At 64.3% G+C, this 14,646-nt stretch carries 9 protein-coding genes; 6 read left to right on the top strand and 3 right to left on the bottom strand.

The annotated features are described in order from the left end of the window. Positions 1–48: 48 nt before the first annotated feature. From EEB15_RS07090 to lptF, 3 genes are read right to left on the bottom strand one after another with little or no spacing between them, the layout of a single operon-like run. The gene (locus EEB15_RS07090) at positions 49–417 is read right to left on the bottom strand and encodes a sirohydrochlorin chelatase (RefSeq protein ID WP_141509056.1); all 369 of its coding nucleotides are present in this window, start codon (positions 415–417) and stop codon (positions 49–51) included. After that, a complete protein-coding gene (lptG, locus tag EEB15_RS07085; protein ID WP_141509054.1) occupies positions 414–1,517 on the bottom strand; it encodes an LPS export ABC transporter permease LptG in 1,104 nt (367 codons plus the stop codon). The genes EEB15_RS07090 and lptG overlap by 4 nt, the downstream gene beginning before the upstream one ends. Positions 1,518–1,572: 55 nt before the next feature. Next, entirely contained in the window at positions 1,573–2,670 is a 1,098-nt protein-coding gene (gene lptF, locus EEB15_RS07080; RefSeq protein ID WP_141509052.1) for an LPS export ABC transporter permease LptF, read from the bottom strand. A gap of 39 nt (positions 2,671–2,709) precedes the next feature. Here lptF and EEB15_RS07075 point away from each other — a divergent pair, with 39 nt between their 5' ends. The 6 genes from EEB15_RS07075 to EEB15_RS07050 all read left to right on the top strand — a co-directional run bounded on the left by EEB15_RS07075 (position 2,710) and on the right by EEB15_RS07050 (position 14,604). Next, the gene (locus EEB15_RS07075; RefSeq protein ID WP_141509050.1) at positions 2,710–4,200 is read left to right on the top strand and encodes a leucyl aminopeptidase; all 1,491 of its coding nucleotides are present in this window, start codon (positions 2,710–2,712) and stop codon (positions 4,198–4,200) included. Continuing rightward, complete coding sequence (locus EEB15_RS07070; RefSeq protein WP_141509048.1) at positions 4,197–4,634, top strand: DNA polymerase III subunit chi; 438 nt, start codon at positions 4,197–4,199, stop codon at positions 4,632–4,634. Before EEB15_RS07075 ends, EEB15_RS07070 begins: the two co-directional genes overlap by 4 nt. After that, positions 4,631–4,927: a hypothetical protein gene (locus tag EEB15_RS07065; RefSeq protein ID WP_141509047.1), complete on the top strand. Its 297-nt coding sequence runs from the start codon at positions 4,631–4,633 to the stop codon at positions 4,925–4,927. Before EEB15_RS07070 ends, EEB15_RS07065 begins: the two co-directional genes overlap by 4 nt. A gap of 167 nt (positions 4,928–5,094) precedes the next feature. Continuing rightward, positions 5,095–6,228, top strand: coding sequence for a branched-chain amino acid ABC transporter substrate-binding protein (locus EEB15_RS07060; RefSeq protein ID WP_141509045.1), 1,134 nt, complete (start codon positions 5,095–5,097; stop codon positions 6,226–6,228). A 268-nt stretch (positions 6,229–6,496) separates the two neighbouring features. Beyond that, the gene (locus EEB15_RS07055; protein WP_199236472.1) at positions 6,497–12,526 is read left to right on the top strand and encodes a HAMP domain-containing protein; all 6,030 of its coding nucleotides are present in this window, start codon (positions 6,497–6,499) and stop codon (positions 12,524–12,526) included. After that, a complete protein-coding gene (locus tag EEB15_RS07050; RefSeq protein WP_141509043.1) occupies positions 12,511–14,604 on the top strand; it encodes a response regulator in 2,094 nt (697 codons plus the stop codon). The genes EEB15_RS07055 and EEB15_RS07050 overlap by 16 nt, the downstream gene beginning before the upstream one ends. The last annotated feature ends 42 nt before the right edge of the window (positions 14,605–14,646 follow it).

Genomic DNA, 14,646 nt, shown 5'->3' with positions numbered 1-14,646 from the left:
TGAGTTTCTTATAACCACTCGCCCCGCAGGCGCTGCGCGCGGCGACGATTATTCGAGAGCCACGCCTGCGAGCACGTCAATGACGCGCGAATCTTCGCCGACCGCCGGCTTCAAGGAAAAGGACACTCCCGGGTGTGCCTGCCGCAGCGCCTCGACCAGCACGGGCAGGTCTTCGCGCGCATGCCGGCCCGTACCCAGGAACATCGGCACGATGGTGATCCGCGTCGCGCCTTCGGCAACCAACTGCGCAGCGGCCGTCGCGAGGTCGGGCTGCTCAAGCTCGAGATAGGCACAGCGCACAGGCACGCCGGGTTGCAACTGCGTGACCCGCGCCGCCACGGCTTCGATCGGCTCGCGCCACAGCGGGTCCCGCGAACCATGGCCGAACAGGACGATGGCTTTGTCAGAGATCGTCATCTTCGCAACACCAGCCACCCGAAGGCCCCCAGCGAGAACATGCTGTAGATCAGCCCGGGCGCGGCCGCGGTCAACCAGGGCCGCCAGTTCTGGAGGTTGCCGATGTAGCCGAATACGTTGTTGAGCAGGAAGAAACTGATGCCGATCAGCACGCCCACGAACACGTAGCTCGTGATGCCGCCGGAGCGGAAGTGCAAGTAGGCGAAGGGCAGGGCCAGCACCACCATCACCATGCAGCTCAGGGGATAGAAGACCTTGCGCCAGAACTCGATCTCGTAGCGCTGCGAGGTCTGGCCGTTGGCTTCCAGGTGGCGGATGTACTGGAACAAGTCGATGGTGCTCATGCGGTCGGGCTTGAGCAGCGCCACGGACACCATTTCCGGCGTGATTTCAGTGGGCCAGCGCAGTGACGGCACCTTGATACGGTCGACCTTGGCTACATCTCCGGCCTTGGTCGTGAATTCGCTGCGCTCGGCGTTCTCCAGCAGCCAGGCGCCGTCGTCCGCAAAGCGGCCTTTTGGAGCCTGGGTGACCGAAACCAGGAAGCCTCGCGCGTCGGATTCGAAGATGCGCACACCCTGCATGTCGCCTTCGGGCGTGAGCGCGCTGACATTCACGTTGTACGTGTGATAGGGCTGGCGCTCCTTCAGCCACGCGCCGGTCTGGCCGATGCTGACGCGGCCTTCCAGCCGCGCCTTGAGCAGCTGCGCCGTGCGCCCGGCCACGGGTGCAAGATAGTCGCCCGCCGCGAACGTGAGTACGGTGAACATCATGCCCAGCGTCAAGAGCGTGCGCATCGCGCGCCACGGCCCCAGGCCGCTGGTGCGCAGGATCGTGTATTCCGAGCTTTGCGCGAGCCGCGCCATCACGAAAATGGTGCCGATCAGCACCGCGATCGGCAGAAGCTCGTACAGGTGGCTGGGAATCAGCAGCGTCACGTAGGCGAGGGCCTGGGTAAGGCGGTAGGCGCCGCCGGCCTTGCCGACGTTCGGCAGGTCGTCGACGAAGTCGAAGAAGAAGAACAGCGCGAGAAAGCCGATGGCGACGAACACCACCGCGCCCAGCACTTCACGGTAGATCAGGCGGCGGATCGTCCTCATTCGGAAACCTCCGCGCCAAGCGCTGCGGTATTTGCCTTGGGAGCGGCCCGGCGGCTCATTGCGCGCGCCCTTGACGGCGCCAGAGCTGGCGCAGCGCCCAGTTGTTGTGCTGCTTGGCCAGCCACAGCAGGCCGGCCAGCATCACGCCGCCGTGCAGGCCGACGATGAACCCGCCGAAGCCCGCCTGGCCCGAGCCGATCCAGCTCTGGCCCAGGTTGAGGAGGTTGTAGTACACGACAAAGGCGAACAGCGCGAACACGAGGTTGCCGCTGCGGCCGGCACGCGGGTTGACGCTCGACACCGTGATCGCGATGACGACGAAATTGAGCGCGGCGAGCGCCAGGCCCAGCCGCCATCCCAGCTCGGCCAGGTGCTGCCGCGTCGGTTCCATCACGAGCGCGAAGGTCGAACGGGTCTTGGCCGGTGCGTTGTCGCTGGCGGTCAATTCATTGGCGCCGACGCGCGCCGCGTACTCCTCGAATTCGCTGATCTTCAGTTGATCTTTCGAAGCGGTCGTTTCCAGGCGCTGCCCGTTCGAGAGCACGAGGAACTGGCCGTCGCCGATGCTGTCGACACGTCCGCTGCGTGCCGAAGTCACCGTTTCCTTGCCATGCTCGTTGGTCGAAATGAAGATGTTCTTGCCCGACTTGTTATCGGGTGTGTCCTTGTCCAGGAAGAACACGCGGTTGCCGCTGGCCGACTCCTGGAACTGGCCCGGCGCAACGCGCTCCAGGTCCCCGCGCTTGCCGTAACGGTCCTTCAACTCCTGCGTCTGCTGGTTGGCCCAGGGCCAAACGACCAGCGCGAGAAGGGCGACCACCAGCAGCACGGGCCATGCGAACCGGAACAGCGGGCCCAGGAAGCCGGACAGGCCCCGGCCGGCGGCGAACCAGATGACCATCTCGCTGTCGCGGTACATGCGCGACAGGGTGCCGACGATGGCGATGAACAGGGACAACGTGAGGATGGTGGGCAGGTAACCCAGCACGGTGTAGCCCATCACCATCATGATTTCCTGGGGATTGACCGAGCCGCGCGTGGCCTGGCCCAACGTGCGGATCAACGTCATGGTCATGACGATCGTCACCAGCACCACCAGGGTCGCGCCGAAACTGCGAGCGAGTTCCTTGCGGAGGGACGAATGGAATAACATCAGCGCGATCGGCAATATGCGAAAGAAAAACAGCGAATTATGGACTTCGAACTCAAGACCCTGAACGTCGCCGCCGCAGCGAGCGAAAAATGCGATGCGATCGTGCTGTTGGTGGGCGAGGGCTTCAAGCCCGGCAAGGACGCACTCTCGGCGCTCGCCGGCGAAGCCTTGAAGGCGCGCCACCTCGAAACCAAGCCCGGACGGCTGCTGCAGGCCTATCGCGCGGCCGGCATTGCCGCGGCACGCGTCGTGCTGGCGGGTTGTGGCGACGGTTCGGGCAAGCGGGTTCAGGCCGCTGTCCAGGCGGCGGTGGGAGCGTTGCGCACCTCCGGTGTCAAGCGGCTGGTCATCTGCCTGCCCGCTGACGCACAGGAGGACGCGGTGCGCGCCGCCGTCTCGGCGACCGCGGAGTCGACCTACGTTTACGTCGCGACCAAGTCTAAGCCCGAAGGGCGCGAGCTCGAGCGCGTGACGATCGCCGTGGCCGACGCGACGCGCCACCGTGCCGCCTTCACCGCCGCAAAAGCTGCGGCCAACGGCATCGAATTCGCGCGCGAGCTGGGTAACCTGCCTCCCAATCACGCCACGCCGACGCGCCTGGGCGAGGAAGCCAAGAAGCTGGCCAAGGCCCACGGCCTGAAGGTCGAGGTGCTGGGCCCCAAGGAAGTCGCCAAGATCGGCATGGGCTCCTTCATGTCGGTGGCCCAGGGCTCCGACGAGCCGCTGCGCTTTATCGTGCTGCGCTACAACGGCGCTGCTGCTTCCGAGGCGCCGGTGGTGCTGGTCGGCAAGGGCATCACCTTCGACAGCGGCGGCATCTCGATCAAACCTTCGCAGGACATGGACGAGATGAAGTTCGACATGGGTGGCGCGGCCAGCGTGCTGGGCACCTTCCGCGCCATCGCCGAATTGAAGCCGGCGATCAACCTGATCGGCCTCATCCCCAGCTGCGAGAACATGCCCGATGGCCGATCGGTCAAGCCGGGCGATATCGTCAAGAGCCTGTCGGGCCAGACCATCGAGATCCTCAACACCGACGCCGAGGGCCGCCTGATCCTGTGCGACGCGCTCACCTACGCCGAGCGTTTCAAGCCGCGCGCGGTGGTGGATATCGCCACGCTGACGGGCGCTTGCGTCGTTGCGTTGGGCGGTGTGCGCAGCGGCCTGTTCTCCAGCGACGACGCATTGGCGCAGGCCCTGCTCGACGCCGGCGACACGGCCCTGGACCCGTGCTGGCGCATGCCGCTGGACGACGAATATGCCGATGGCCTGAAGAGCAACTTCGCGGACGTTGCCAACGTGGCGGGCCGCGCAGGCGGCGCCGTGAACGCGGCCAAGTTCCTCCAGCGCTTCGCAGGCGCTTACCCGTGGGCTCACGTCGACATCGCCGGAACCGCGTGGAAAAGCGGCGGCGCGAAAGGCTCCACGGGCCGCCCGGTCGGCATGCTCGTGCAGTTCCTGATCGACCAGCAGGGCACCGCCCCGCCGAAGGCCGCCAAGGCCGGCGCCAAACGCAAAAAGGCGGCATGACCGAGGTCACGTTCCACTTCAACGCGCCCGACAAGACGGGGTATGCGTGCCGGCTGCTGCGCAAGGCGGTCGGTACCGGCGCCAAGGTGGTCGTGACCGGGGACAGCGCGCTCCTGCGCGAGCTGGACACCGCGTTGTGGACGTTTTCGCCGCTTGAATTCGTGCCGCACTGTCTGGGCAGCGGCAGCCCGCCCGCCGTGCTGGCCGCGTCGCCGGTGGTGCTGTCGGAATCCGCCCGGTCCGCGCCGCATCAACAGGTGCTGGTGAACCTGGGCTCGTCGGTGCCCGAAGGTTTCGAGCGCTTCGAGCGCCTGATCGAGGTCGTGACGGTGGACGAAGAAGAGCGGCAGCAGGGCCGCAGGCGCTGGAAGCATTATGCCGACCGCGGCTACGCGATCACGCGCCATGACCTGGCTGCGCGGGAGGCGTCATGACGCCCGGGCGCACGCCACCGCGCTTCGTGCCGACGCTCACCGAAGTGGTGAAGTCGTCGGTCGAGACGCGCCGCGTCGGCGAGACCGAGCTCTCGCAAGACCAGCTGATCATGCGTGTCATGCAGCGTGTCGACTTGGCGCTGGAGCGCAAGTTGCGCGAGGCCATCGCGGAGACGGTGCTCGAACAGACGCGGACCATCGCGCCGTTGCTGCGCGAGGAGATCGAGTCGGTCGTGCGCGAGACGGTATCCCAGGCATTTGCCGATGAGCTCGGCCCCAAACGCCCCCGATGAATGCATGCGGCAGGTCATGCATTAGCGCGGCTGTACTCGGGGTAATCCCCCTTATCGGCGCCGACCTAGACCTTTCCCTATGGTTCGGGTCTGGAAATTGCGATATGTTCGCCGCCGTTGAGCCTTAAAAGATATCTCAACCTTTTTCCTACTCTGGAGGTCAATTTATGCAAATGAAGTTCAAACTGACGGTTGTCGCTGCTCTCGCCGCTATTGCAGGCGTGGCCAGCGCGCAAGACGTTCAGACGGTCAAGATCGGCCACGTCGCTCCCATCTCGGGTCCCCAGGCCTCCTACGGCAAGGACAACGAGAACGGTGCGCGCATGGCCATCGAAGACCTCAATGCCCAGAACATCGTCATCAACGGCAAGAAGATCAAGTTCGAGCTGGTCGCTGAAGACGACGCCGCCGATCCGAAGCAGGGCACGGCCGCTGCACAGAAACTGTGCGACGCCAAGGTCGCCGGCGTGGCAGGTCACCTGAACTCGGGCACGACGATCCCCGCGTCCAAGGTCTACAACGACTGCGGCATCCCCCACATCACGCCTTCGGCCACCAACCCCAACCTGACGAAGCCGGGCTACAAGACCACCTTCCGCCTGCTGGCCAATGACAATGCCCTGGGCGCCGGCCTGGCCTTCTACGCCGCCGACGGCCTGAAGCTCAAGACCGTGGCCATCATCGACGACCGCACGGCCTACGGCCAAGGCGTCGCCGACGTGTTCAAGAACACCGCCAAGACCAAGGGCATGACCGTGGTGGACGAGCAGTTCACGACCGACAAGGCCGTCGACTTCATGGCCATCCTGACGGCCATCAAGGCCAAGAACCCCGACGCCATCTTCTACGGCGGCATGGACCCGCAAGCCGGCCCGATGCTGCGTCAGATGGAACAACTGGGCCTGACGAAGCAGAAGTTCTTCGGCGGCGACGGCATCTGCACCATGGACCTGATCAAGCAGGCCGGCGGCGCCAAGACCCTGGAAAACGTGATCTGCGCAGAAGGCGGCGCTTCGCTGGACAAGATGCCCAGCGGCAAGGCCTGGAAGGCCAAGTACGACGCCAAGTTCCCCGGCCAGTTCCAGGTCTACAGCCCGTACGTGTATGACGCCGTGATGGTGCTGGTGGACGCGATGAAGCGTGCCAAGAGCGTCGACCCGAAGGTCTACACCGCCGAAATCGGCAAGACCAACTACAAGGGCGTGACGACCACGGTGCAGTTCGAGTCCAACGGCGAACTGAAGAACCCGGCCATGACCCTGTACGTCTACAAGGACGCCAAGAAGATTCCGCTGAACTGAGTTCCAGCGCTTCCAGTAAAAAAGCCGCCGCGAGGCGGCTTTTTTACTTTGGCGGCCAGCCCACAGAGCTTGTAATGCGCCACCGATTGTTACTGTAGGTGCGCTCCTACAGGCCGCGCCAGTACTGGGTTTGCGGGGCGTCGGGTATTTTCTCGCGGTTGTCTGGAAACATCTAAAACAGTACTCTGCTGCGAATTGTTGCAAACAGGCGGATGCCCGGCCGCATCGCGGTGGGGCGAGGGTGACTCTGACCTATTGGGGGCTAAGCATGGAAGTAGTGGCAAAACTGCCTTCGGCGGAACAGCGCGAGAGCGAGCTCAAGCTCGTCCTGAAAGCGCTGGGCGCGTTCAGGCGCGGCCAGAGCGGCGTGACGCTGCCCACGGAGTGGGACGGCGTGTACGGCAAGATTGCCGCCGAATTCAATGAATTGACGGCGCAGACAGCCCGCACATCGCACAAGCTCAAGGCGGTGGAGGCTGGGGCACGCACGGTGGCCCAGCAGCGCCGCTTGCCCGACGACAAGCTCACCGGCTTCTGGCAGGCCGACGTCGCGGCCGTGAACTCCGTGCTGGATGAAGTGGACGTGCTCTCGGGCCACACGCGCACGTTCCTCACCGCGTTGACCGACCTCAAGAAGGGCAACGCCGCGGCCCAGCTGCCGCAGGACTGGACGGGCGTCTTCGGCAAGGTGGCCGACGCCTTCAACGACGTGGTCGCCGAGAACCTGCGCATGTCACACGAGCTGGCCCGCCTGTCGCGCGTGGTCGGCAAGGAAGGCAAGCTCAAGGAGCGGGCCTTCGTACCCAACGCCAGTGGCTTCTGGCGTGACTCCGCCGAATCCATCAACTCCCTGATCGCCGATCTGGTGCACCCGACCTCCGAAGTGGCGCGCGTGATTGGTGCGGTGGCGCAGGGTGATCTTTCGAAATCGATGGCCCTGGAGGCCGATGGCCGGCCGCTGGAAGGCGAATTCCTGCGGACGGCCATGATCATCAACAAGATGGTGCAGCAGCTCGGCACCTTCTCCGCCGAAGTGACGCGGGTGGCCCGTGAAGTGGGTACCGAAGGCAAGCTGGGCGGCCAGGCCGACGTGCAGGGCGTGGCCGGTACCTGGAAGGATTTGACCGACTCGGTGAACTTCATGGCGTCGAACCTCACGGCCCAGGTGCGGAACATCGCCGGCGTGACGAAGGCCGTGGCAACCGGTGACCTGTCGAAGAAGATCACGGTGGACGTGAAGGGTGAAATCCTCGAACTCAAGAACACCATCAACACCATGGTGGACCAACTGCGGTCATTCGCTTCGGAAGTGACGCGGGTGGCGCGAGAGGTGGGCACCGAAGGCAAGCTTGGCGGCCAGGCCGATGTGCAGGGCGTTGCAGGTACCTGGAAGGACTTGACCGACTCGGTGAACTCCATGGGTTCGAATCTCACGGCCCAGGTGCGCAACATCGCGGAAGTGACGAAGGCGGTGGCCGCCGGTGACCTCTCCAAGAAGATCACGGTGGACGTGAAAGGCGAAATCCTCGAACTGAAGAACACGATCAACACGATGGTGGATCAGCTGCGATCGTTTGCCTCTGAAGTGACGCGGGTGGCGCGCGAAGTGGGTACCGAAGGCAAACTGGGCGGTCAGGCCGACGTGCAAGGCGTGGCCGGCACGTGGAAGGACTTGACCGACTCGGTCAACTCCATGGGCTCGAACCTCACGGGCCAGGTACGAAATATCGCGGAGGTGACGACCGCCGTGGCGGCCGGTGATCTGTCCAAGAAGATCACGGTGGACGTGAAGGGCGAGATTCTCGAACTCAAAAACACCATCAACACGATGGTGGATCAACTGCGATCGTTTGCCTCTGAAGTGACGCGGGTGGCGCGCGAAGTGGGTACCGAAGGCAAGCTGGGCGGCCAAGCCGACGTGCAGGGTGTGGCCGGCACCTGGAAGGATTTGACCGACTCGGTGAACTTCATGGCCGGTAACCTCACATCTCAGGTGCGGAACATCGCCGATGTGACGACGGCCGTGGCGGCCGGCGACTTGTCCAAGAAGATCACGGTGGACGTGAAGGGCGAAATCCTGGAGCTGAAGAACACCATCAACACGATGGTGGATCAGCTCTCCTCATTCGCGTCGGAAGTGACGCGGGTGGCTCGTGAAGTGGGCACCGAAGGCAAGCTGGGCGGCCAAGCCGACGTGCAGGGCGTGGCCGGTACCTGGAAGGACTTGACCGATTCAGTGAACTCCATGGGCTCCAACTTGACGGCCCAGGTTCGGAACATCGCCGACGTGACCAAGGCCGTGGCGGCCGGTGACCTCTCGAAAAAGATCACGGTGGACGTGAAGGGCGAAATTCTCGAACTCAAGGCCACGATCAACACGATGGTGGACCAGCTCTCGTCATTCGCGTCGGAAGTGACGCGGGTGGCGCGTGAAGTGGGCACCGAAGGCAAGCTGGGCGGCCAGGCCGACGTGCAGGGCGTGGCGGGCACGTGGAAGGATTTGACCGACAACGTGAACTTCATGGCCGGTAACCTGACGTCCCAGGTGCGGAACATCGCTGAAGTGACGACGGCCGTGGCGGCCGGCGACTTGTCCAAGAAGATCACGGTGGACGTGAAGGGTGAAATCCTGGAGCTCAAGAACACCATCAATACCATGGTGGACCAGCTCCGTTCGTTTGCATCGGAAGTGACGCGGGTGGCGCGCGAAGTGGGTACCGAAGGCAAGCTGGGCGGCCAGGCCGATGTGCAAGGCGTGGCCGGTACCTGGAAGGACTTGACCGACAACGTGAACTTCATGGCCGGCAACCTGACGTCGCAGGTGCGGAACATCGCCGACGTGACGAAGGCCGTGGCGGCAGGCGACCTCTCGAAGAAGATCACGGTGGACGTGAAGGGCGAGATTCTCGAACTCAAAGCCACGATCAACACCATGGTGGACCAACTGCGATCATTCGCATCGGAAGTGACGCGCGTGGCGCGTGAGGTGGGCACCGAGGGCAAGCTGGGCGGCCAGGCCGACGTGCAGGGCGTGGCCGGCACCTGGAAGGACCTGACCGACAACGTGAACTTCATGGCCGGTAACCTGACCTCGCAGGTGCGCGGTATCGCCAAGGTGGTGACCGCCGTGGCCAACGGCGACCTCGACCAGAAGCTGACCGTGGAAGCCAAGGGCGAGATCGCCGCCTTGGCCGACACCATCAACTCCATGACCGACACGCTCGCCACGTTCGCCGACCAGGTGACGACGGTGGCGCGCGAAGTGGGCGTAGAAGGCAAGCTCGGCGGCCAGGCCAAGGTGCCGGGCGCGGCAGGTACCTGGAAGGGCCTCACTGAAAACGTGAACCAGCTGGCCGCCAACCTCACGACGCAGGTGCGAGCAATTGCCGAAGTGGCCACCGCCGTGACGCAGGGTGACTTGACCCGGTCGATCACCGTGGAGGCGCTGGGCGAAGTGGCCGCGCTGAAGGACACCATCAACGAGATGATCCGTAACCTGAAGGACACGACGCAGGTGAACACGGAGCAGGACTGGCTGAAGACCAACCTGGCCAAGTTCTCGCGAATGCTGCAGGGCCAGAAGGACCTGGTGGCGGTGGGTCACCTGATCCTGTCCGAGCTGGCACCGGTGGTGGGCGCCCAGCAGGCCGAGTTCTATGTGCTGCGCTACACGCACGAGCAGCCCAAGCTGCGCCTGATGGCCAGCTATGCGTCGGACGGCCACGGTTCGTACGGCAAGGAAGTCGACCTGGGTCAGGGCCTGGTCGGCCAGTGCGCGTACGACCGCAAGAAGATCCTGCTGACCTCGTCGATCCCCGACAGCCTGAAGATCTCTTCCGGCCTCACTGAAGTGGCGCCGCTCAACGTGCTGGTGCTGCCCATCATCTTCGAAGGCCAGGTCCGCGGGGTTGTGGAGCTGGCTTCGATCGAGCGCTTCAACCCGACCCACCAGGCCTTCCTGGACCAGCTGACGGAATCGATCGGTATCGTGATCAACACGATCGAAGCCAACATGCGGACGGAAGACCTGCTGACCCAGTCGCAGTCTCTCGCGCAAGAGTTGCAAAGCCGCCAGCAGGAACTGCAGCAGACCAACGAGGAGCTGCAGGAAAAGGCCCGGCTGCTCGTGCACCAGAACCACGAGGTGGAACGCAAGAACCAGGAAGTGGAGCAGGCGCGGCAGGCCCTGGAAGACAAGGCCAAGCAGCTCGCCCTCACGTCCAAGTACAAGTCCGAGTTCCTGGCCAACATGTCGCATGAGCTGCGCACGCCGCTCAACTCGCTGCTGATCCTGTCCGATCAGCTGTCGAAGAACCCGGACGGCAATCTCTCGCCCAAGCAGGTGGAGTTCGCCAAGACGATTCACTCGTCGGGCAATGACCTGCTGATGCTGATCAACGACATCCTGGACCTGTCCAAGATCGAATCCGGTACGGTGGTCGTCGACGTCAACGAGCTGCGCCTCTCGGACCTGCAGCTGTATGTTGAGCGCACTTTCCGCCATGTGGCCGAGGCGAAGAACGTGGACTTCATGATCCACACCGGCCTGAACCTGCCGACGTCGATGGTCACCGACGTGAAGCGCCTGCAGCAGATCCTGAAGAACCTGCTGTCCAACGCCTTCAAGTTCACGCATCAGGGCCATGTGACGCTGACGGTGGAAGAGGTCTTTACCGGATGGACGCCGGACAACGAAGAGCTGAATCGCACGCAGCAGGTGCTGGCCTTCTCGGTCTCCGACACCGGCATCGGCATCTCGGGCGACAAGCAGCAGATCATCTTCGAGGCATTCCAGCAGGCCGACGGCTCGACCAGCCGCAAATACGGCGGCACCGGGCTCGGCCTGGCCATCAGCCGCGAGCTCTCCAAGCTGCTGGGTGGCGAGATTCGCCTTTCCAGCGCGCCCGGGCAGGGGAGCACCTTCACGTTGTACCTGCCCTTGGTCTACTCCGGCACCCGCGGTGTTCGCCGTGCGGCGCAGGTGGCGGAAACGCGCGTCGAGCTGCCGCCGCCGGGCATGAAGCGGATCGGCCGGGTCGAACCGGTGCAGGACGCTGTCGTCGTGGCCGAGGAGGGCAGCGTCGCGGCCAATGAGGCCAACGACGACCGCGACACCATCCAGCAGGGCGACCTGGTCCTGCTGATCGTGGAAAACGACTTGGCCTTCGCTCGCTTCCTGCTCGACGCCGCACGGGCCAAGGGCTTCAAGGGCCTGGTCACGGCGATGGGCGCAGGTGCGCTGACGCTCGCCACGCAATACAAGCCCTCGGCGATCACGCTCGACATGTATCTGCCGGACATGGACGGCTGGCGCGTGCTGGACCGCATCAAGCAGGACATGGGGGCGCGCCACCTGCCGGTGTGCGTGATCTCGACCGACGACTCGAAGGAGCGGGCATTCCATTCAGGCGCCATGGCCTTCGTCGAAAAACCGATCCAGTCCAAGGAAGTGCTGGACGAAATGCTTGACAAGCTGCACGCCTACCTGGCTCGGCCGCAGAAGAACCTGCTGGTCGCGCTGAAGGACGTGGCCACGCGCCGCGATTTCCTCACGCAGATCGAGGGCGAGGAGATTGCGATCACCGTGGTCAAGAGCGGCGAGAAGCTGAACGAGGCGTTGGAAGAGAGCCGCTTCGACACTGTCGTGCTGGAGGACGGCTTCCCCGGCCTGGACGCCCACGAATCTCGGCGCCTGCTCTCTGCGCAGGCGGGGCTAGGCCCGCTGCAGCTGGTGGTCTACCACGGGGGCGCCAAGGACTCGGGCAAATTGTCCTGGCACTCGGATGACGCCGTGACGGTGTTTGAAGCCCATACGGTGCCCACGCTGTTCGACAACACGCTGCTTGCGCTGCACCACAACCTGGCACGCCTGCCCGAAGCCAAGCGCTCGCTCATCTACAACATCCACGAGTCGAGCAAACCGCTGGCCGGCAAGCGCGTTCTGATCGTCGACGACGACATGCGCAACATCTTTGCCCTGGCGACGGTGCTGGAAGAGCACGCCATGGACATCGTCTGGGCCGATAATGGTCGAGATGCGATCACCCGCGTGGCAACCGATCCCCAGATCAAGGTGGTGCTGATGGACATCATGATGCCGGAGATGGACGGAATGGCCACGATGAAGGAAATCCGCAAACTGCCGGCGGGCAAAGACCTGCCGATGATTGCGGTGACTGCCAAGGCCATGAAGGGCGACCGCGAGAAATGCATCGAAGCAGGCGCATGGGACTACCTCTCCAAACCGGTCAACACGCAGGATCTCCTGGCGGTCTTGCGGGCATGGCTGCACCAGTGACCGTCGAAGGCACGCAACCGGCGCAGCTCGAGCGGGAGAAGGTCAACATCCTGGTGGTGGACGACCTGCAGGAAAAGCACGTCGTCTTCCGCAGCATCCTGGACGAGCTGGGCCAGAACATCGTCAGCGCCCGCTCGGGCCAGGAGGCATTGCGCTACATCCTCGAGATGGAATTCGCGGTCATCCTGCTCGATGTGAACATGCCGGACATCGACGGCCTGGAAACCGCCAGCCTGATCCGCCAGTACAAGAAGTCGTCGCAGACACCGATCGTTTTCATCACCGCCTATGTGGACGAGCGCCAGGCCAAGCGTGGCTATGCGCTCGGTGCCGTCGACTACATCCCGTCGCCCGTCGTGCCGGAGGTGCTGCGCTCCAAGGTGAGGGTGTTCGTCGAGCTGTTCCGCATGAACCGCCAGCTGCAGCAGCAGGCAGCCGCGCGGGAGGCGCTGGCGCGCTCCGAAGCCGCGCGCGAAGCCGCGGAAGACGCCATCCATCGCTCGGACTTCCTGGCCGAGGCCAGCCAGCAGATGTCGCGCTCGCTGAGCATCGAGGACACCATCCAGGCGATGTTCGACGTGGCCGTGCCGATGCTCGCGGACCGCGCCATTCTGGCGTTGGTGACGGACGGCGCGATCACGCGGATCGAAAGCCATCCCTGGGTCGCCGAGGATGCGCCGGAAACCATGCCCGAGGGCATGCGCGCCGCCTTGTCGCGGGTGCTGGACAAGAAATCGTTCGAGATTTGGACAGATGGCGGCAACGCGGCCGCCATCTGCCCCTTGCTCGCGGGAGGCCGCGTGCGCGGTGCGCTGGTGCTGTTCGGGCCACGAGCAACCATGGATTCGTCCCGCGTGGCACTCGCCAAGGAAGTGGTGAGCCGCGCGTCGATCGCGATGGAGAACGCCAGGCTCTATACCGCCGTGCAGGAGGCCGACCGGCGCAAGAACGAATTCCTTGCCATGCTGGCCCACGAGCTGCGCAACCCCCTGGCACCGATCCGCAACGCGGTGCACATCATGCAGGGCGATAACGTCACACAGCCCACCATGAACTGGGCGCGCGACGTCATTGGCCGCCAGGCCGACCACATGGCGCGGCTCATCGACGACCTCCTCGACGTTTCGCGCATCGTCCAGGGCAAGGTCGTGGTCAAGCCGGAAAAACTCAGCCTGGCATCCCTGGTGGAGCGTTCGGTCGAAGCGAGTTCGCCGCGGCTCGCTGCGCGCGAACAGACGCTGCGGGTGGAACTGCCCGAAGAACACCTCATGCTCAATGGCGATGCCGTGCGGCTGGCCCAGGTGCTCTCGAACCTGGTCAACAACGCGTCCAAGTTTTCGGGGCCGAACACGGCAATCACCGTGGCCGCGAGCTACGCCAACGGGGAGGTGCGGATATCCGTGCGGGACGAGGGCGCGGGCATCGACCCGGCGTTCCTGCCACACATCTTCGATCTGTTTGCCCAAGCCGACCAGTCGCTCGACCGAGCCCAAGGCGGCTTGGGCATCGGCCTCACGCTGGTGAAACACCTGGTGGAACTTCATGGCGGGCGGGTCGCCGCGCACAGCGAGGGGGTAGGGCGGGGCACGGAGATCGTCGTGACCTTGCCGGCCCAGGTTGCGGGTGGGGCCGAGGTGCCGGATGCATCGCCCCGCGCCCGCAAGCCCGCCAGCGGCAAGGCGCCTTCGCGCATCCTGGTCGTCGACGACCTGGCTGCTTCCGCCGAAACATTGATGACGTTGCTGGAAATGGAAGGCTTCGAGGTGAAGATCGCCAACGAAGGCATGGCCGCGCTGAAGATTGCCGAGGACTTCCGGCCCGACGTGGTGTTGCTGGACATCGGGTTACCGGGCATGAACGGCTTCGAAGTGGCGCATCGCCTTCGGACGCTGCCAGAGTCGCGCGATGCACTGATGATTGCGCTGACCGGCTATGGCGAGGCGGAAAGCCGCATGCGATCGGCCCAGGCCGGTTTCGACTTCCACATGGTCAAGCCCGCCGACGTCAACCTGCTTCTGTCGATGCTGGCCGACCCGCAGCAAGCGCGCCGGGGCAGCAAGACTGCCAAAGTGGCATGAAGGTGCAGGCGTAAAAAAGCCCCGCGCTGCGGGGCTTTTTTG

Source organism: Ramlibacter sp. WS9 (genome assembly GCF_003797765.1).
GTDB lineage: Bacteria > Pseudomonadota > Gammaproteobacteria > Burkholderiales > Burkholderiaceae_C > Ramlibacter.
The sequence above is the reverse complement of the archived record's forward strand: the minus strand, read 5'-3'. Positions and strand labels throughout refer to the sequence as shown.